This window comes from Sutcliffiella horikoshii, from assembly GCF_020524325.1.
GTDB lineage: Bacteria > Bacillota > Bacilli > Bacillales > Bacillaceae_I > Sutcliffiella_A > Sutcliffiella_A horikoshii_D.
In genome coordinates, this window is the sequence record NZ_JAIVKY010000007.1 from 458,305 (window position 1) to 476,966 (window position 18,662).

General features: G+C 40.7%; 18 protein-coding genes. 16 read left to right on the plus strand and 2 right to left on the minus strand.

What is annotated here, in order from left to right:
• Positions 1–10 precede the first annotated feature (10 nt).
• From LC091_RS11045 to LC091_RS11060, 4 genes are all read left to right on the plus strand, one after another.
• The gene (locus tag LC091_RS11045) at positions 11–1,981 is read left to right on the plus strand and encodes a glycosyltransferase family 2 protein (protein ID WP_226682053.1); all 1,971 of its coding nucleotides are present in this window, start codon (positions 11–13) and stop codon (positions 1,979–1,981) included.
• 107 nt (positions 1,982–2,088) lie between these two features.
• Entirely contained in the window at positions 2,089–2,982 is an 894-nt protein-coding gene (gene galU / locus LC091_RS11050; RefSeq protein ID WP_264179285.1) for a UTP--glucose-1-phosphate uridylyltransferase GalU, read from the plus strand.
• 14 nt (positions 2,983–2,996) lie between these two features.
• On the plus strand, positions 2,997–4,307 hold the full coding sequence (gene tuaD / locus LC091_RS11055) for a UDP-glucose 6-dehydrogenase TuaD (protein WP_226682054.1): 1,311 nt from the start codon (positions 2,997–2,999) through the stop codon (positions 4,305–4,307).
• A 174-nt stretch (positions 4,308–4,481) separates the two neighbouring features.
• Positions 4,482–5,837 (plus strand): sugar transferase, encoded by a 1,356-nt coding sequence (locus LC091_RS11060; protein WP_226682055.1) that lies wholly within the window; start codon positions 4,482–4,484, stop codon positions 5,835–5,837.
• A 34-nt stretch (positions 5,838–5,871) separates the two neighbouring features.
• Here LC091_RS11060 and LC091_RS11065 read toward each other — a convergent pair whose 3' ends face one another.
• Both LC091_RS11065 and LC091_RS11070 read right to left on the minus strand, forming a co-directional pair.
• Complete coding sequence (locus LC091_RS11065) at positions 5,872–6,798, minus strand: LCP family protein (protein WP_226682056.1); 927 nt, start codon at positions 6,796–6,798, stop codon at positions 5,872–5,874.
• A gap of 93 nt (positions 6,799–6,891) precedes the next feature.
• Positions 6,892–7,527 (minus strand): YigZ family protein, encoded by a 636-nt coding sequence (locus tag LC091_RS11070; protein ID WP_226682057.1) that lies wholly within the window; start codon positions 7,525–7,527, stop codon positions 6,892–6,894.
• 348 nt (positions 7,528–7,875) lie between these two features.
• Here LC091_RS11070 and LC091_RS11075 point away from each other — a divergent pair, with 348 nt between their 5' ends.
• The 12 genes from LC091_RS11075 to fliW all read left to right on the plus strand — a co-directional run bounded on the left by LC091_RS11075 (position 7,876) and on the right by fliW (position 18,654).
• Positions 7,876–9,018, plus strand: coding sequence for a sensor histidine kinase (locus tag LC091_RS11075; RefSeq protein ID WP_226682058.1), 1,143 nt, complete (start codon positions 7,876–7,878; stop codon positions 9,016–9,018).
• A 25-nt stretch (positions 9,019–9,043) separates the two neighbouring features.
• On the plus strand, positions 9,044–9,763 hold the full coding sequence (locus tag LC091_RS11080; RefSeq protein ID WP_226682059.1) for a response regulator: 720 nt from the start codon (positions 9,044–9,046) through the stop codon (positions 9,761–9,763).
• Between the two features lie 306 nt (positions 9,764–10,069).
• A complete protein-coding gene (locus LC091_RS11085) occupies positions 10,070–10,912 on the plus strand; it encodes a DegV family protein (RefSeq protein WP_226682060.1) in 843 nt (280 codons plus the stop codon).
• Between the two features lie 356 nt (positions 10,913–11,268).
• Entirely contained in the window at positions 11,269–12,762 is a 1,494-nt protein-coding gene (locus LC091_RS11090; RefSeq protein WP_226682061.1) for a DEAD/DEAH box helicase, read from the plus strand.
• A complete protein-coding gene (locus LC091_RS11095; RefSeq protein ID WP_226682062.1) occupies positions 12,759–13,472 on the plus strand; it encodes a ComF family protein in 714 nt (237 codons plus the stop codon). The genes LC091_RS11090 and LC091_RS11095 overlap by 4 nt, the downstream gene beginning before the upstream one ends.
• A 61-nt stretch (positions 13,473–13,533) precedes the next feature.
• On the plus strand, positions 13,534–13,947 hold the full coding sequence (locus LC091_RS11100) for a TIGR03826 family flagellar region protein (protein ID WP_226682063.1): 414 nt from the start codon (positions 13,534–13,536) through the stop codon (positions 13,945–13,947).
• 65 nt (positions 13,948–14,012) lie between these two features.
• Positions 14,013–14,276 carry a flagellar biosynthesis anti-sigma factor FlgM gene (flgM, locus tag LC091_RS11105; protein ID WP_226682064.1) on the plus strand — a complete coding sequence of 88 codons (264 nt, stop codon included), beginning with the start codon at positions 14,013–14,015 and terminating at the stop codon, positions 14,274–14,276.
• 21 nt (positions 14,277–14,297) lie between these two features.
• A complete protein-coding gene (locus LC091_RS11110) occupies positions 14,298–14,762 on the plus strand; it encodes a flagellar protein FlgN (protein ID WP_226682065.1) in 465 nt (154 codons plus the stop codon).
• Positions 14,763–14,773: 11 nt separating this feature from the next.
• Positions 14,774–16,636: a flagellar hook-associated protein FlgK gene (flgK, locus tag LC091_RS11115; RefSeq protein ID WP_226682066.1), complete on the plus strand. Its 1,863-nt coding sequence runs from the start codon at positions 14,774–14,776 to the stop codon at positions 16,634–16,636.
• A gap of 9 nt (positions 16,637–16,645) precedes the next feature.
• Positions 16,646–17,524, plus strand: a complete 879-nt coding sequence (gene flgL / locus LC091_RS11120) for a flagellar hook-associated protein FlgL (RefSeq protein ID WP_226682067.1) — start codon at positions 16,646–16,648, stop codon at positions 17,522–17,524.
• A gap of 86 nt (positions 17,525–17,610) precedes the next feature.
• Complete coding sequence (locus LC091_RS11125; RefSeq protein WP_226682068.1) at positions 17,611–18,204, plus strand: DUF6470 family protein; 594 nt, start codon at positions 17,611–17,613, stop codon at positions 18,202–18,204.
• A 12-nt stretch (positions 18,205–18,216) separates the two neighbouring features.
• A complete protein-coding gene (gene fliW / locus LC091_RS11130) occupies positions 18,217–18,654 on the plus strand; it encodes a flagellar assembly protein FliW (protein WP_226682069.1) in 438 nt (145 codons plus the stop codon).
• The last annotated feature ends 8 nt before the right edge of the window (positions 18,655–18,662 follow it).

The following is an 18,662-nucleotide window of genomic DNA, read 5'->3' on the forward strand; positions in this document are numbered from 1 at the left end:
GTGTGAATAAATGAAAAAAGGCATAATAAAATTACTAAGCAATATATTGGATTTTAGCATATATAAATTACTTAATCAGAACCAAAGAGAATATTTTTCGAAGTTTGTATCAGACCAAAATAAGAAAAACATTAAAAAATATCTCAGGTTAGGTAAAAGTCGACTTCAAATAAATGAAGTAGAGACTATTAAATACTATATGAATAATTTAGGTTTTACTGAACGAGGTTTACAAAGCCTAAAAAAGATATTAGTTTCCGAAAAGAAAAGCATGAAAACAATATATGCAGCTAAAGAACTCTCTTTATGGTATGCCAATCAATATGATAAAGATTCTGCTTCTATGTCTCTTTCTATAATAGAAAAACATTTATCAGAAGTAAAAGCTACTATCTTGGAACGTCAGATTACAATTATGAAATCTGAGGCATATCTTACCATTGGCGACTCAGAACAAGCAAAAAAAATAATTAATAGTTTATTAAGCTTAAATCAAAAACCTCACCCAGATGTATTATTAGCTGCAGCCAACCTTGAAAATAGCTTACCTAAAAAAATTAAAATTATTAATCAAATGCTAGATTCATATGGATTATCAAACATCACTTTAAATTCGTTAGAGGTTGAAAACGTATATGATAGACTCCTAGGAATAGTTAAGGGGAAGGCGGACCTCCAAACCATGCCTAAAGTGTCTATAATTGTTCCAATGTATAACTCGGAAAACGTAATAGAAACAGCACTACAGGCATTAATGTCTCAGACGTGGACAAACATAGAAATTATTGCAGTAGACGACTGCAGTACAGACGGTACTGTAGATAAAGTATTAGAGCTATCGAGGCTTGATTCAAGGATAAAATTAATTCAAACAAAAGAAAATGGAGGAGCCTATATTGCAAGGAACACTGCTCTTCAAGAAGCTACAGGTGAATTTATTACAATCAATGATGCAGATGATTGGTCTCACCCGGAAAAAATAGAAAAGCAAGTAACACATCTGATTAAAACCCCAAGGATAATTGGTAATATTTCACAACAAGCAAGAGCAACAAATGAATTACAGTTTTATAGAAGAGGGAAATTTGGGATATACATTTTTGGCAATATGTCATCTTTCATGTTTAGGCGAGAACGTGTAATACAAGAAATTGGATATTGGGATAGTGTGAGATTTGGTGCGGATTCAGAGTACATCAAAAGAATAAAAAAAGTGTTCGGCGAAAACTCCATAGTCCAATTGAATACAGGACCGCTTTCTTTCCAACGTCAGACCGAAACTTCATTAACAGGAAATTCCGCATTTGGGTTTCCAGGCTTTTTTATGGGTGCTAGAAGGGAATACGTGGAAAGTCACGAGTTCTTTCATTCAAATCATAGTAATCTCTATTTTCCTTTCCGACAAAAAGTACGTTCATTCCCTGTACCAGAGCCAATGTTACCAAATAGGAAAGTTAACGGTACTAAGCGAGAACTAGATTCAATTATAGTTTCTGACTTTCGCCAACAAAGCTCTACCTTAAAACATGATTTAGAGATAATAAAACTGCTCATTAAAAATAATAAACGAATAGGTTTAATTCAAATGTATAAGTTTGATTTAAATACTCATAACATTATTAGTTCCCAAGTCAGATCACTTATTAATGGTGAAAATATTCAGATGCTGGTTTATGGAGAAGAAGTTACATGTAAAGAATTGTTAATATTAAACCCTTCTGTTTTCACTGACTTCCAGAAATATGTTCCAAATGTTATACCAGATAATATTAAGGTGCTCATTAATGAAATCCCCCAAAAAGGGTCAAAAACCTTAGACGAATTTGAAATTTTCAAGGAGAATATAAACAAAAATTTTGGTGATATGGGGGTATGGTATCCTAAATCAACTGAAATAAGAAAGAAACTTGAGATATATTCTATCAATCAATTAGATATAACACTTTCAGAACAGAATGGAATTTTTCAAAGCAAAAGATGAGTTAGATGTTTAGTAGCAATAAATTGGCAATAGTATTATAATGTACTATAGAAATACAAGATTTTTATCGAATTTTGTCAGACGAACTAGAAGGGAGAATAGATATAATGCAAGTAAAAAAAGCAATAATTCCCGCAGCTGGTTTAGGTACTAGGTTTTTACCTGCCACAAAAGCCCAACCAAAGGAAATGCTTCCGATTGTAGACAAGCCAACTATTCAATATATTATAGAAGAAGCGATTGCTTCAGGGATTGAAGATATCATTGTAGTTACTGGAAGAGGTAAAAGAGCAATTGAGGATCATTTTGATATCTCTTTTGAGCTTGAAGAAACGTTAGAAAAGAAAAACAAAACCAAATTACTTAAAGAAGTACAAGATATTTCAAGCATGACCAATATTCATTACATTCGTCAAAAAGAAGCGAATGGACTGGGTCATGCTATATGGTGTGCCCGTAAGTTTATCGGTGATGAACCTTTTGCGGTGTTATTGGGTGATGATATTGTGAAATCAGATACACCTTGTTTGAAACAGTTGATTGATGTATACGAAAACTATGAATCTTCTGTTGTAGGAGTCCAAGAGGTTGCAGATGAAGATGTATCTAAGTATGGTGTTGTTGCACCTAAGGGTGATGAAATTGCTCCGAACCTTATCAGAGCTGAAACATTCGTTGAAAAGCCAGCTTTAGAAGATGCACCTTCCAATTATGCAATCATGGGACGTTATGTTTTAACGCCTGAAATCTTTAATATTCTTGAAAATCTTCCTCCAGGTGCTGGGAATGAAATTCAGCTTACCGATGCTATTAAAGTATTGAATCAGTTCCAGTCAGTACTAGCATATAATTTTGCAGGGCAACGTTATGATGTGGGAGATAAATTTGGTTTTATAAAGGCTACTGTTGACTTTGCTCTCCAAAGAGATGACTTATCAAAAGATGTAGCTGCGTATATTAAAGAATTATATGAAAAACAGTTAACTATAGTACAACGTTAGGAGTTTAACAAACAATGAAGAGAATTGCTGTAATGGGTACAGGTTATGTAGGATTGGTTTCTGGGACGTGCTTCGCAGAAGTCGGCCATCAAGTAATCTGTTGTGATATAGATGAGAAGAAAATTAACAAGTTATTAGATGGTGAAATTCCTATATACGAACCTGGTTTAGAAGAAGTTGTAAAAAGGAATATAGAAGAAAAAAGGTTAACTTTTACAACAGATATTCCAAGTGCAATCCGTGACTCAGAAGTGATTTATATTGGAGTTGGAACACCGATGGCTCCATCAGGTGAGGCTGACTTAACTTATGTGAAGAATGTAGCCAAAACAATCGGTGAGAACTTGAATAGTTATAAAGTGGTTGTTAATAAAAGTACAGTTCCAGTCGGGACAGGCAGATTAGTTGCTTCTATTATTAAGGAAAACCTACAAAAGGAAATGGATTTTGATGTCGTTTCAAATCCTGAATTCCTAAGAGAAGGTTCTGCTTTGTATGACACGATGAATATGGAAAGAGCGGTAATTGGGGCAAGTAGTGAAAAAGCTGCGGCGATTATCAAAGAAATTCATGAGCCTTTTAATACTACTATTATTAGTACTGATATCGAGAGTGCCGAAATGATTAAATATGCTTCTAATGCTTTCTTGGCAACTAAAATATCCTTTATCAATGATATCGCAAACATTTGTGAGAGAGTAGGAGCGGATGTTACGAAGGTTGCAGAAGGAATGGGAATGGATACAAGAATAGGCGCTAAGTTCCTGCAAGCTGGAATTGGCTACGGCGGCTCTTGTTTTCCTAAGGATACACAAGCTCTTGTTCATATGGCTGAACAGGTAGATTATGATTTCAAATTGATTAAAGCCGTTATTGAAACTAATCAACAGCAAAAAATGCATATTGTTAAGAAGCTTAAAGATATCTTCCCAAGCCTTAAAGGCAAAAAGATATCTATTCTAGGACTTGCATTTAAGCCAAATACAGATGATATGAGAGATGCTCCATCGCTTGATATCATTCCTGCATTGTTAGAGCTTGGTGCAGAAATTAAAGCCTTTGATCCTATCGCAGTAGAAGAAGCTAAGCATTATTTTGCTGATAGTATTACCTATAATACAGATCTTAATTCTACTTTAGAAGGTACAGATGCAGCGGTAATATTGACGGACTGGAAAGAAGTTATGGAAATGGATTTAACCATCACAAAACATCTTCTGAATAACCCAATCCTTATTGATGGAAGAAACTGTTTTGATTTGAAATATGCTGAGGAAGCAGGCCTGATATATCATTCTATAGGGCGTCCTCAAGTTAATAATTAATTTTTACTCTAAAGCCCCCGAATTTTTATGGAGATTTTCTTTTTCATTTAAAAGGGGGCTTTTTATTAGGCGCAATAATCAGGAAGATTAAACCATACCAACTTTATTGAAAAGTAGTTATACTATAAAGAGTTGTAGTGAATTTTAGTAAAAGAAAATAAAGGGGATATGTAAATGGGCAACCTGTTAGATGAAAAAGGACGCCGACTCGCTTTTATTCTGATTGATTTAGGGATAATTACATTATCTTATCTCATTGCATTCTACGTTAGGTATGAAACATATGATGCTAAAAACTGGGATTCTTTTGTCCAAGTATTGCCTTGGGTGCTTTTAATTAGTGCTTTTTTCCTTTCCGTTTATGAAGTGAATCCATCGCGGAGAAAGCGTTTTTTTGATTATATAGGAAGTATTTTGGTTAGTACTTTTTCCATTACTGTAGCAACTATGGCAATTTCGTTTTTCTTCCGAGCATTTGGGTTGCCTAGATCAGTTATCCTTTTATCGTTTGTCTTTTCTGTGGTATTGTTGACAATCTGGAAAATGGTGTTTATTTACTTTAAGAAAAATACCTATCCAGAAAACATTTTGCTTATCGCGAAACCTCAGGACAAGTACAGATTGACGTACCAGATTCAGGATACCTTTGCTACCAAGGTAAATATAAAATATGTGGAGTATCATACACCACTTGAGGAAACATTTAAGGCAATTAAAAAAGCTGATTCAGTTATCTTGGGACCAAAGGATACAGATGAGAAAAAAAGTTCGCTCATCTATTACTCATTTAAGAATAAGAAAAACCTATATCTTGTACCATCTTTTTACGACTTGCTATTATCCAAATCAGATATTACGCCTTTTGAAGATACAATGGCATTATCGGTTAAAAAGTTTGGCTTATCTATTGACCAGCAAATCTTAAAGAGAACGTTTGACCTTGTTGTTTCAGTTGTTGTCTTACCATTTATTCTGCCGTTCTTCTTACTAGGAGTTTTACTTATTAAAATTCAAGAACCAAGGGGCTCTATCTTTTATTCTCAAGCTCGTTTAGGTAAGGATAACAAAGAGTTCCAAATCTTGAAGTTGCGAACGATGATAGAGAACGCTGAGGGGTCTACAGGGCCAATGTTGGCTACTGATAAAGATCCCCGAATCACCAAAGTAGGAAATTTCCTAAGAGCCACGAGAATTGACGAATTACCTCAAATTTTTAATGTGTTAAAAGGGGATATGTCCATTGTCGGCCCGAGACCTGAGCGTAGTTTCTTTATTGAACAGTTTAAAAAAGACATTAGCTCCTATCAGTACCGTAACACCGTAAAACCAGGGATTACCGGTTACGCACAAATTATGGGGAAATATACAACTAGTGTGGAGGACAAGCTACGGTTTGATCTTCACTATATTCGTAATTTCTCTGTGATGTTTGATATCGTCATCATTTTGAGGACTGTACTGGTAATGATCGACAAAACCAAGTCAGAAGGGGTAAAAGAGCCTCAAACCCGAAGTGAAAAAACCTCATAAAAAAAGACCTTGGAGCAACTCCAAGGTCTTTTGCTTATTCAGTCGTTTCTTCTGTCTCTGCAGTAGTATCTTCAATCTCTAAATGCTGTTTTAAAATGCTTCTTACTTCTAAAATGCTCTCCTCGTAAGGGACAAAGTAGTACGCTCCTGTACTAGTATCATCTGCACCTTCAAGCGTTACGTTTTCCATGCTGGATGAATTAAAGCCTGTATAAAGTTTACTTAATCCAATACCTTCTGAAACTTTGATATTGGTCTGAACGTTATTACCCATCTCTTTTGCGATATCATCAACTTTTAACAGGTTTCCTGGCTTAAGCATTTCGCTCATCGCAGCCTGGATAATTTGTTTTTGTCTATCGTTACGGCCAAAGTCTCCGCGTGGATCTTGCTTTCTCATTCGGGCATAGGCCAAAGCTTCTTCCCCGTTCAATGTCATTGGACCTTCTGTAAATTGAAGAACAGAATTGTCTACATCGGATTTTTCTGTAAAGTCAAATGGAACCTCTACATCCACACCTCCGAGAATGTCAATTACATTTTTGAAGCCTTCAAAGTTTACTGTTGTATAATAATCAATCGGAACTTCAAGTAGTTCCTCAACTTTTTCAATGGTCATTTCTTTTCCGCCATATGCATGAGCATGGTTTATTCTTGATTCATATCCAAGATGCTCATAATACACTAAAGTATCACGTGGGATACTTAATAATTTTACTGTTTTTTCTTTTGGATTTAATGTAGCGACGATTAATGTATCTGTACGTCCGTTTTCCCCACCAGAAGAATAATCCTCAATACCCATAATTAATACTGAAAAAGGATCTTTGTTAATTTTTACTTCTTTGTCACGGTACTTCGATTTATCTCTATCTAATTCCGTATATGCGCTATTGGCTGCTTGGTATGTTTCAAATAATAGGTAACCGCCATAAGCAACAACAGCTAAGAAAAGTGTCATAAAGATGAGTAAAACTCTTTTTAACCTTTTCCCTTTCTTCTTTTTCTTTTCATATCTAGAATTAACCAATGTTTTATCTCCTCTATAAAAAATTTACATATCCTGTTCAAGGTAAAGACGTTCGCCAGGAGTGGTATTTACTTTTCCATTTGTTAGGTCTATCATCCAATCCATGTATTCCTGACATTTATCTTCTACGACATACACGTCAAATGTTACGTCCTCAAGATAATGAATGTCCTTCAAAAGGTATATAGGAGAAGAACGCAACTCATTTTCTATCTTTCCTAATAATGTGTACTCGACGTTTGTATGCATAATTTGCACTAATTTCCGTTCTACCATTCCTGTTGCAGCAATTCCTTCTGAGGTAGCTTTGCCGTATGCGCGAATAAGTCCCCCTGCACCGAGTTTAATGCCGCCGAAGTAGCGGGTAATGACAACTACAGTGTCTTTCAGATCTTTTTTCTTAAGGACTTCTAGGATGGGGACGCCTGCTGTGCCGCTTGGCTCTCCATCGTCATTTGCCTTTTGAATCTGATTATTTTCTCCGATCATATAAGCAGAGCAGTTGTGTGTTGCATCCCAGTGCTTCTTTTTTATCTCTTGAATGAAGCTTTGGGCTTCTTCTTCAGTTGTTGCACGGGCTATGTGGGCAATGAATCTTGATTTTTGAATGGTAATTTCATGCTCTCCAGGCCCTTTTACGGTATAGTAGTGAGATAGCAATCTGACAACTCTCCTTTAATGAATGGCACTTTTGTATGAATAGTCATACTTTATCTATTATAAGTGCTGGGTGAAAGGACATCAAATAAAATATAGTTCATAGCTCCTTATAATGGCAAGAATCGACAAAGTTTAATCCGATTGTAATAATAATGTTATACAAGTAAAACTTTGGTCCGATATAATAAGGTGTGGACAATTTTCGACAGGTACCCCCACAAAGGTCTGGAAGAATTGGAATGATATAGCATATAGTGTCTTTCTTCCTTTTGGGTATAATGTACTATAACAATAAAGAAGTATTCATAATATTCTTTTAAGAATACAGGGTCTTTTGGAGGATGTCCTATGTCTCGGAAAGTTATAAACTCTAAACAATTAGACATGATTATTGAACAGATGGTGAAAACCGTCGAAGTGAGCAAGGACGAGATTTTTGAGATTGGGGAAAGCTCCCGAAAAGAATTTGAAAACCTCGGAAAAGAATTGAATGCGGTCAAGCTGGAAGTGGCGCAGCTTATCCATAAACAGGACAAGCTGGAGGTCCAAGTCCGGCATGCAAGAAACCGTCTTTCAGAAGTGAGCAGACAGTTTAAAAATTATACAGAAGATCAAATTAGACAAGCATATGACCATGCACATGAGTTGCAATTGGAGCTTCATACAATTTCGCAAAAAGAGGTCCAACTGCGCAACCGAAGAAATGAGATCGAACGTAGATTGTTGAATCTTGAAGAAACCATCACGAAAGCAGATCGCCTTGTTAGTCAGGTATCCGTGATTTTGAATTATGTCACAGGTGACCTTCAGCAGGTTGGCCAGATGATTGCCGATGCCTCTGAGAAACGTGATTTTGGTTTTAAAATCATGGAAGCACAAGAGGAGGAACGCCGCCGTCTTTCTCGGGAGATTCATGATGGACCGGCGCAAATGCTGGCCAATGTGATGATGCGCTCCGACTTGATTGACCGGACTTTCCGGGAGCGGGGCCCTGGGGAAGCTCTTTCAGAGATCCGCTCCTTGAAAGTAATGGTGCGCTCCGCTCTATATGAAGTGCGAAGGATCATTTATGACCTTCGACCGATGGCACTCGACGATCTTGGGTTGGTGCCTACTTTAAAGAAATATATTTCGACTATCGAGGATTATCATAATGGATATCCACAGATTGAGTTTATGAACCTTGGAGTGGAGCACCGCATTTCCTCAAACCTTGAGGTTGCCGTGTTCCGCCTTGTACAGGAGTCGCTGACAAATGCCATTAAACATGCTGCAGCGAGCTCTATCTACGTAAAATTGGAAGTGAAACCTACCCATATCATTGTCATTGTAAAAGATGACGGAGTAGGATTTGATACGACAGAAAAAAAAGAAAAGTCGTTTGGTTTAATAGGAATGAGAGAAAGAGTGGAACTAATCAGCGGAGAAATGGACATCCAATCCTCTTCTGGCAAGGGTACCACCGTTTTTATCAAAATTCCGTTAGGCTAAAGATGTATTTGGGAGGATGAGAGGAATGGATACGACAAAAATCGTGATTATTGATGATCATCAGCTTTTCCGTGAAGGAGTTAAACGTATTCTTGATTTTGAAACAAACTTTCACGTTGTGGCAGAAGGTGACGATGGAGAAGAAGCACTTGACCTAATGGAAAAGCATGATCCAGACGTCATCATCATGGACATCAACATGCCGAAAGTAAACGGTGTGGAGGCTACAAGGCGTTTAGTGGAAGCAAACGCGGAAGCAAAGGTCATCGTACTATCCATTCATGATGACGAGAATTACGTAACACACGCACTGCAAACAGGTGCACGCGGCTATCTTTTAAAAGAGATGGATGCAGATGCATTAGTGGATGCAGTTAAGGTGGTTGCTGATGGTGGGTCTTATCTTCACCCGAAAGTAACGCATAACCTTGTTAGGGAATATCGCCGTTTAACTGAAAATGGTGTGAGAAGCGGTTCACGCGGAAGCAGTGGTGGCAGTTCGACCGCTACAACGTACCAGCAGATTGAAATTCGCCGCCCGCTTCACTTGTTGACTCGCCGCGAATGCGAAGTACTTCAGCTGTTGGCTGACGGAAAAAGCAACAAGGCAATCGGGGAAGCGTTGTTCATCAGTGAAAAGACGGTTAAAAACCATGTGAGTAACATCCTTCAAAAAATGAATGTAAATGACCGTACACAAGCTGTTGTTGTCGCAATCAAGAATGGCTGGGTAGAGGTTAGGTAACCTTGGGGATTTCGGTCTCCAGGGTTTTTTTGTGGGGTTGGGTTGTGTGTGGGGGCAGGCGGCGGTGGTGGTGCGAAACCTGTCTGTTCTTGTCGATTGGCGTTTATATGAGGTATGTTGGTTGATAAAATACAAACTTGGTTGATAATATGAAAAGTTGGTCGATAAAATAAAAACTTGGTTGATAAATTTGAATGTCTCCCCTCTCCCTCAATAAATATCAAACAAAAGATGAAACTTATTCCCGTTTCATGTACAATCTATAATAGATAACAGAAATACTTTAGTATAAGGAAGGTCTACAATATGAAAACGGCGATTGTTACAGACAGTACTGCCTACATCTCATCAGAATTACGCGAAAAGCATGACATACATATGATCCCGCTAAATGTTATTTTCGGGAATGAATCGTACCAAGAAGAAGTGGACATAAAAGTAGAACAATTTTACGAAGAGGTTAAAAACAGTCGCGAACTGCCTTCAACTTCACAGCCTGCAATAGGCGAGTTTGTATCCCTTTTTGAAAAACTTGCAAAGGACTATGACGCCGTTGTGAGCATCCATCTATCAAGCGGCATCAGCGGCACATACCAAGGTGCTGTTGCAGCAGGTGATATGGTGGATGGAATTGATGTGTACGCATTTGATTCTGAAATCAGCTGCATGATCCAAGGCTTCTACGCATTAGAAGCGGCGGAATTGGCGGCTGAAGGGAAGTCCCCTGAGCAAATTATGGAACGTCTTAACGACATGAAAGAATCTGACCGAGCTTATTTTATGGTAGACGACCTTTCTCATTTACAACGCGGTGGCCGTTTAAGCAGTGCCCAAGCGATTGTTGGAAGCTTATTGCAGGTCAAACCGCTGCTGCATTTTGTCGACACGAAAATCGTTCCGTTCGAAAAGATTCGCACACGCAAAAAAGCGGTCAAACGTATTCATGACCTGTTTGATGAGGATGCTTCATTAGGAGTGCCGATGCGCGCGTGTGTGATTCACGCAAACCGTGAAGAAGAAGCGGAAGAGATGAAGAGAGAGCTTGAGCAGAAATACCCGCACGTGGAGTTTTTCTTGAGCTACTTCGGTCCGGTAATTGGAACGCATCTTGGTGAGGGTGCTTTGGGGCTTGGGTGGTATAAGCGATAACAAAAACACATCAACGAGAGATTGGAAAGACATCAGGAGCAGTGAGGTGCTTGGGGTGTCTTTTTTTAGTTTATTGAGGTAGAAAAGTGCGGGGATATCCATATTATTCTAGATCTGTTACCGTTTTGAGTAAAAAATAGGCGGAACGGGAGTAGAGAAGGCCTCTCGATTACCGTTTAAAGTAAAAAGTAAACAGAACGGGCGTAGAGGAGGGCTCTCTGTTACCGTTTTAAAGATGAAGCCAACAAAACGGGCGTAGAGACGACTCCTCAGTGACCGTTTATACGAAAATAACAACAAAACGGGCAGAGAGAAGCTAATCTAATACCAATTTTCAAACCCAAAGGAGGAAACCAATGCTTTTTACCCAAACAACTAATAACCTAATAAAAATTACCAACAATAAAACGGAACGCACCTTAAGAATTTCCGAAATAACTCCAATTCCGCAACCTCCCATTCAGGCAACATTCCCCTTTGACCAAGACCTCCAACACTTCCTCTCAGGCAAACGACTTCTAGCAGACGAACTTCCATTCAACCAAGACACAATCCACACCCATTACCAAAACGGATATCTAAAACTCGATTATGGAGTTCGCTCCACCAATCGAGAAACCAAATGCGATCGGTGCGGAAACGTAAATCTAAACCTGTTTGCTTCGTTCGACTGTGCCCGCTGTCACCAACCATGCACCTATTGCCGCCATTGCATCATGATGGGGCGGGTGAGTGAGTGCACACCGCTCTTCTCGTGGAGTGGACCACGACCGGACACCACTCTCCAATACAAGACCCTTAAATGGGAAGGCACTCTCTCCAAAGGTCAGCAACTCGCCTCCAATAAAGTCGTTGAAACAATTCAAAACAACACCTCGCTCCTCGTTTGGGCAGTCTGCGGCGCAGGGAAAACCGAGGTTCTTTTTAAAGGGATCGAAGCCGCATTAATGAAAGGCTATCGAGTTTGCATCGCCACACCGCGAACAGACGTGGTCTTTGAACTGTCCCCAAGGTTAAAACAAGTTTTTCCTACCGTTGAAGTTGCCACTCTTTATGGAGGCAGTGCGGACAGAGTAAAAAATGCTCCGCTCACCATTGCGACAACGCACCAGCTTCTTCGTTATTACCGCGCATTTGATATCCTCATTATTGACGAGGTCGATGCCTTTCCTTACTCCATGGATCGAACGCTTGAGTATGCAGCAAACCAAGCGCGAACTGAAGAAGGGAGCCTCATCTATCTAAGCGCCACTCCATCGAAAAAAATGCAAAGAGATGTTCGTGCTAAAAGCCTTGAATCTGTGGTGATTCCAGCCAGATATCACAAACATCCCTTACCGGTTCCGGCGTTAGAGTGGTGTGGGAAATGGGAGAAGCTGATTAAGAAAGGCGAGCTACCAAGGAATGTTAAAAATTGGGTGAGGATGGATGTCGAAAAGGGAAGGCCCATATTTTTGTTTGTTCCAAATATCGCTGTCTTAGAAAAAGTCACGGAAATCTTTGCAAAGGAATATGGAGACCTCGTGGCAGGCGTGCATGCAAAAGACAAGGAACGAAAGGAGAAAGTGGCTAGCTTCCGAAAAGGGAACATTAAAATACTTGTGACCACCACCATTCTAGAACGAGGCGTGACAGTAGCGGACGTGCAATTAGGAGTGCTTGGAGCCGAGGATGACGTTTTCACCGAAAGTGCTCTTGTTCAGATAGCAGGAAGGGCAGGCAGAAGTAGCAGTTTTCCAAGTGGTGATGTTCGCTTTTTTCACTATGGCAAGACAAATGAAATGGTTGCAGCGGTTGACCAGATAAGAAAAATGAACTACCAAGCGAGGAAGGGGGGCTTTTTCAAATGAAGAATTGCTTGATTTGTCATGGTGATGTTTCTTCTTCATTTGGATGGGGTGCATTCTTAGGTCTACATAAGCCTAATCCTGTTTGTGAGGAATGTGAACGTGCTTTTCAAAAAATCACGGGAGAGCTTTGTAGAATTTGCGGTCGTGAGTGGGAAATGGTGGCACCAGAAAACCGACGAAAGGACCTCTGCTCCGACTGTTTCAGATGGGAGGAAGACCAATCAACAGCTGGTTTGCTTCAACAGAACAGGTCTGTCTACCATTACAATGATCATATGAAAGATGTGTTAGCAAAATATAAATTCCGCGGGGATGCCGTTCTGGCTCAAGTTTTCCGAAAAGCGTTCCTTCAGTCATTTGAAACGACATGGAGTAAAAATCTGCCCATCTTTGTCCCCATACCCTTAAGTGCAGATCGCACATATGAACGCGGCTTTAATCAGTCGCTCTTTTTGGCAGAGCTTCTACCTGGAACCCCGGAAGAGTTACTCTTTAAATCCAACTCAGAAAAACAATCAAAAAAAGCACGAAAGGAGAGAATGGAACGGGAGAATTCTTTTTACGTCCCAGACCCTGAGCCGGTAAAGGGTAAAAGCATCCTTCTCATTGACGACATATACACAACAGGGACAACCTTACGCATGGCGGCAAAGGTCCTTAGAGACGCCGGTGCAAAAGATATTTCCTCCTTCACACTTGTTCGCAGTTAACAATTTTCCCTCCCATACGATATAAAGAGTAAGAATTTATTGCTCGAAAGGGAGTTGCGTTATGTCTCAACTAGATAATTGCCCAAGCTGCGGTCAGATTTATGTTAAAAATGCGTTTCGGGAAGTTTGTGAAACGTGCTATAAAGAAGAGGAAGCGAAGTACCAGACTGTTTACAAATACATCCGTCAACGAGAAAATCGAACAGCATCGATGGACCAAGTGGTGCAGGACACGGGAGTGGAAGAATACCTGATTATAAAATTCATCAGAAAAGGCCGTATTCAACTGGTTCATTTTCCGAATTTAGGCTATCCGTGCGACCGTTGTGGTAGGATTATTCGAGAGGATAAGCTTTGTCAGGGCTGCAAAAAAGATATACACGGACAACTTTCTCAATTAGAACGCGAAGAAGAGAGAGAACGTGCTATTCGTGAAGCAGGAAAAACATACCACGTTATAAATAAGAAGTTTTGATAAACATTCTGACTGATGTGCCGATAAGATAGATAGACAAACTGTTCGGAAGGAAGGGATATTAAATGAAGATAAATAATTTAGGACCTTCAGGGATTAATCCATATAAAAATCAGATGAAACAGCACCAAGCTGCGAAGACGAACCAAGCAAAAAGCGATCAGGTAGAAATATCAAGTAAAGCAAAAGAGCTGCAAGAGCGTTCACAATTTGCTGAAGCTCGTCAAGAGAAGATCGCTAAACTGAAAGTCTCTGTGGAGAACGGCACATATCAAGTAGACTCAAAAGCCGTCGCTAATAAGATGATTGATTTCTATCTAAATAAATAGGCCCTATAACAAGGAGAAAATATGTCCATTCCAACCATCATAACCATACTTGAAAAAATGCTTACCTTGCATGCCTACCTCTATGAACTTACAGTGCGGAAAGAAGAGATTGTAAAGGCAAACAAGGTAGAAGAGTTGCAACAGATTACTAGAGAAGAAAAACAATATACGAGAGCGATTGTCCAGCTGGAGAAGCAACGAGCTGAACTGTCAGAGGGGAAAACCGTTACAGAGCTTGCAGAAATGGGCACAGAAACAGAAAAACATTCGCTGCTTGATTTGAAAGCAAGGCTGACAGAAACAATTAGCAACATTCAAAAGCAAAACGAGCTTAATCAGCTTCTACTTCAGCAATCCTTGCAATTCGTCACGATGACCTTGAACACCTTAAATCCGCAGCCGAATGCGGTAAATTACGAGAAACCTGCGAATACGAAGAAAAGTGTCAGTGCCCCTGCGCGCTCGCTATTCGATTCGAGAGCTTAGGAGGAACATCCATGCGTTCAACATTTCATAGTCTCGAAGTTGCGAGACGTGGTCTGGTTACCCAGCAAACTGCCCTTCAGACAGTTGGTCATAATATTGCCAATGCCAATACCCCAGGTTACACGAGGCAAAGAGTTAATTTTGTCCAAACAGAACCTTATCCAGCTCCATCGTTAAATCGTCCTCAGATACCGGGACAGATTGGGACAGGTGTAGAAGCAGGCAGCATCCAGCGTGTGAGGGAGAGTTTCCTGGATACCCAATATCGCGGGGAAAACAATAAGCTTGGTTATTGGGAGTCACGGGCGGATGCATTGCAAAAGATGGAAGAAATCATGAACGAACCATCCGAAACTGGACTTTCTACGACATTAGATCGTTTTTGGCAGGCGTTTCAGGATTTGGCAGTTAATCCGACCAATGCAGGTGCACGTTCTGTAGTAAGGCAACGCGGGTTGGCGGTTTCAGAAACGTTCCGATTCTTATCAGACTCCCTGACCTCGGTTCAAGGTGATATTAAAAATGAGATGGATGTCACGTTGAAACAGGTTAATGCGCTGAGCCAACAGATTAACAATGTCAACAAACAGATTGGTGAAATCGAGCCGCATGGCTATCTTGCCAATGACCTGTACGATGAGAGGGACCGTCTTGTAGATGAGCTTTCCCAGCTTGTGAATATCAAGACAACAAAGGTTGGAACTGGCGGAAGCCCCAGTGCACTTGCCGAAGGAAAACTCACCATTGATTTAGTGGATGACTCCGGTCGCAAAATCGGTAACCTGGTCGATGCAACAACACTTAAAGTGAACAGCCTATCCCTAGAGTACCGTAATGATACGGAACTGGTGGACGGATACAGCCTTGGTGATACAAGCTTTGGAATTGGCAGCATGCAGGCTTCCGGTAAACTGCGCGGCCTAATCGATTCCTACGGCTTCATGGAAGGTAACACAGAAAAGGGTCTATACCCTGATATGCTGAACCACCTTGATACAGTGGCCTATGAATTTGCCCAGGAGATTAACAGAGTTCATGAATCAGGCTGGAGCATTTCAAGCATGGAGACTGGAGAGCACACAGCGTTTAAGTTCTTTGAGTTTAAAAATACAGACATTAGTGCTGCTAATAAAAAGGATGCGGCAAAGTTGTTCACCGTTTCAGCTGATATCATTCAATCATTGGACAATATCGCTGCTTCGGGCTACAACAAAGGGATTATCACGACAGGTGATTTCCATGGATACAACGGCGTGGAAAATGTCTCTGTGACTGTTCAGTCCACGGTAGATGCTGCTGGTGTTCAGCAGTTTAACTATACGGTGTATGATGCTGCACAGTCTCCGAAGCAAGAAGTGAAAACCTCCGGGAATTTTGCTAGCTTGAGTGAACTGGGAGCAGGATTGTCCGCAGAATTCACAGATGAGAACGGAAACCCATCGGTTGATTTTAATTTGGATAAGGTTCGTCTTGAGGATGTTTCTAAAGGTAATTTCATCAATGTAGACATCCCGAAAGTCGGACAGGTCGGTGGACGTGTTGGGGATGGAAGCAACGCAGTAGCCCTTGCAGAAGTAAAATCCCGTTCGCTTCAGTTAAATGGTGTCTCTACTACTTTCCAAAACTATTATGAGAGTGTCATAGGAGGCTTGGCAGTTGATGCACAAGAGGCAAATCGATTTTCTTATAATAGTGAAACACTGAGACTATCAGTAGATCAGCGTCGACAATCTGTAAGTGGCGTATCACTAGATGAAGAGATGACAAGCATGATTCAGTACCAGCATGCATACAACGCTTCAGCGAGAATGATCACGTTAACGGACGAACTTTTAGATAAAATAATAAACGGCATGGGAATAGGCGGAAGGTAGGTTAGATAGATGCGAGTAACACAAAGCATGCTTACGCAGAACTCACTGCGTCAATTGAGTACTAGCTACAGCAAAATGGGCAAGCTGATGGAACAGCTTTCTACAGGGAAAAAGATCTCCAGGCCATCCGATGACCCAGTCGTGGCGATGAAGGGGATGTATTACCGTACAAACCTTACAGAGCTTGAGCAGTACAAACGGAATTTGAGTGAATCGTATGCTTGGATGGAAAATTCGGAGGCAGCATTGGATCATGTACAAAGTGTCATGCATCGTGCACGCGAGTTGGTGGTGCAAGGTTCAAATGATACATATTCTCCAGAAGATCACCAGGCAATGGCAAAAGAGATCGAGCAACTGAAGCATGATTTTGTACAGGTTGCTAATACACAAGTTGCCGGAAAATACATTTTCAACGGCACAGCGATTGATAAGCCACGTATTACGGATGCAAATGACCCTACGTCAGTGAGTACGGAAAATTCTCCATTTGAGGTGGAGGTATCCCGTGGAATCAAGCTGCAGTCGAATATTAATTCGGAAAATGTTTTCAATAAAGACATGATGGAGATATGGAATGGGCTGCAATCTGCGCTTGAAACGAGTGATACAGATGCGTTGAAAGACCTGATGGGGCGTTTCGATAAGGCTGCTGATACGATTTCAGCAGAGCGTTCGGAATTAGGTGCTCGTTATAACCGCCTAGAGATGGTAGACAATCGCATTGGTTATCAGGAAGTGGTGGCTACACGGATTTTGTCCGATAATGAGGATGCGGATATTGAGAAGGTTATTACGGATTTAACGTCGCAGGAGAGTGTGCACCGCGCTTCGCTTGGTGTGGGTGCGCGTGTGATTCAGCCTTCGTTGTTGGATTTTTTAAGGTAGGGTGAGGAACTGTCTTGGAGGGAGCTGTTTAGGTGGCAGTTTTTTCTGGGGCAGTTTTTATTTTGGACTAAGGAGCTGGTGGATACATGCTATTTCCTCAAATAAGGTTGCAGTCGACATTTGCGCAGACAGAGCTGCAGATTCAAAAACCTGTACAACAAATCGAGCAGCCTCGAGCAGAGTTGAGCATAGAGCAACCGAAGACGGAGTTGACAATGAGTCGAACGCCTGGGAGATTGACGATAGATCAGACGCAGGCGAGAGAGGATATGGATTTGAAGAGTGTAGGCAGGCGCATTGAAGAAGCGGCGCAGTTTGGACGGCAGGACTGGTTGGCAGGTCTGGCACGGGTGGCGCAGGACGGCAACGAGTTGATGCAGATTGAAAATGGCGGTGGAGCTATTGTTCGTCAGGCTAAAAGAAACAGTGAGGGTCTTCCAAAAGAATTAAACATCGGCTGGATTCCATCGCACTTTAGTGTGAAAATAAATTATGTGCCAGGCAAATTGGAAATTGATGTGCAAGAACGAAAACCTATAATAGATGCGAAGACAAACAAACCGGTACATGATTACACACCTGGTTCGACACAGGTCAGCATGGCCAATCATCCATCATTAGAGATAGATTTTGAGAACCTGCGCCATGTCGGTACAGGCCGCTACGAACAAAAAATATAAGGTTGTGAAAAGATGAAAATAGAAACGAAGTATCATGGATTAATAGAAGTGTTGGAAGAAGAAGTGATCAGGTTCCCGAATGGGCTGCCAGGCTTTTTGGAGGAGAAGGAGTTCGCGGTGATTCCTTTTTCAGAGGACGGAACGTTTTTTATTATGCAATCGGTCCAGACACCTGAGCTTGGATTTGTATTGACGAATCCATTCCCATTCTTCCCTGACTATGATTTTAACTTAGAGAATCAGGCGGTGGATGCCCTCGAGCTGGATACCCCTGAAGATGTGACTATTTATACGGTTTTGACGATGGAAGATCCCTTCCATTTAACGACAGCCAATCTGCAGGCACCACTCGTGGTAAACACGAAAACAAACCTTGGCAAACAAGTAATTCTGACAGGCAGCCCTTATCAGACGAAGCATAATCTGTTTCCGGAAGCGATAGCAAAATAGAGAGGAGG

What these genes read in the sequence shown, in the direction of transcription:
- LC091_RS11045 (WP_226682053.1), top strand. Translation starts at nt 11, where the DNA reads ATGAAAAAAGGCATAATAAAATTACTAAGCAATATATTGGATTTTAGC.
- galU (WP_264179285.1), top strand. Translation starts at nt 2,089, where the DNA reads ATGCAAGTAAAAAAAGCAATAATTCCCGCAGCTGGTTTAGGTACTAGG.
- tuaD (WP_226682054.1), top strand. Translation starts at nt 2,997, where the DNA reads ATGAAGAGAATTGCTGTAATGGGTACAGGTTATGTAGGATTGGTTTCT.
- LC091_RS11060 (WP_226682055.1), top strand. Translation starts at nt 4,482, where the DNA reads ATGGGCAACCTGTTAGATGAAAAAGGACGCCGACTCGCTTTTATTCTG.
- LC091_RS11065 (WP_226682056.1), bottom strand. Translation starts at nt 6,798, where the DNA reads ATGACACTTTTCTTAGCTGTTGTTGCTTATGGCGGTTACCTATTATTT.
- LC091_RS11075 (WP_226682058.1), top strand. Translation starts at nt 7,876, where the DNA reads ATGTCTCGGAAAGTTATAAACTCTAAACAATTAGACATGATTATTGAA.
- LC091_RS11080 (WP_226682059.1), top strand. Translation starts at nt 9,044, where the DNA reads ATGGATACGACAAAAATCGTGATTATTGATGATCATCAGCTTTTCCGT.
- LC091_RS11085 (WP_226682060.1), top strand. Translation starts at nt 10,070, where the DNA reads ATGAAAACGGCGATTGTTACAGACAGTACTGCCTACATCTCATCAGAA.
- LC091_RS11090 (WP_226682061.1), top strand. Translation starts at nt 11,269, where the DNA reads ATGCTTTTTACCCAAACAACTAATAACCTAATAAAAATTACCAACAAT.
- LC091_RS11095 (WP_226682062.1), top strand. Translation starts at nt 12,759, where the DNA reads ATGAAGAATTGCTTGATTTGTCATGGTGATGTTTCTTCTTCATTTGGA.
- LC091_RS11100 (WP_226682063.1), top strand. Translation starts at nt 13,534, where the DNA reads ATGTCTCAACTAGATAATTGCCCAAGCTGCGGTCAGATTTATGTTAAA.
- flgM (WP_226682064.1), top strand. Translation starts at nt 14,013, where the DNA reads ATGAAGATAAATAATTTAGGACCTTCAGGGATTAATCCATATAAAAAT.
- LC091_RS11110 (WP_226682065.1), top strand. Translation starts at nt 14,298, where the DNA reads ATGTCCATTCCAACCATCATAACCATACTTGAAAAAATGCTTACCTTG.
- flgK (WP_226682066.1), top strand. Translation starts at nt 14,774, where the DNA reads ATGCGTTCAACATTTCATAGTCTCGAAGTTGCGAGACGTGGTCTGGTT.
- flgL (WP_226682067.1), top strand. Translation starts at nt 16,646, where the DNA reads ATGCGAGTAACACAAAGCATGCTTACGCAGAACTCACTGCGTCAATTG.
- LC091_RS11125 (WP_226682068.1), top strand. Translation starts at nt 17,611, where the DNA reads ATGCTATTTCCTCAAATAAGGTTGCAGTCGACATTTGCGCAGACAGAG.
- fliW (WP_226682069.1), top strand. Translation starts at nt 18,217, where the DNA reads ATGAAAATAGAAACGAAGTATCATGGATTAATAGAAGTGTTGGAAGAA.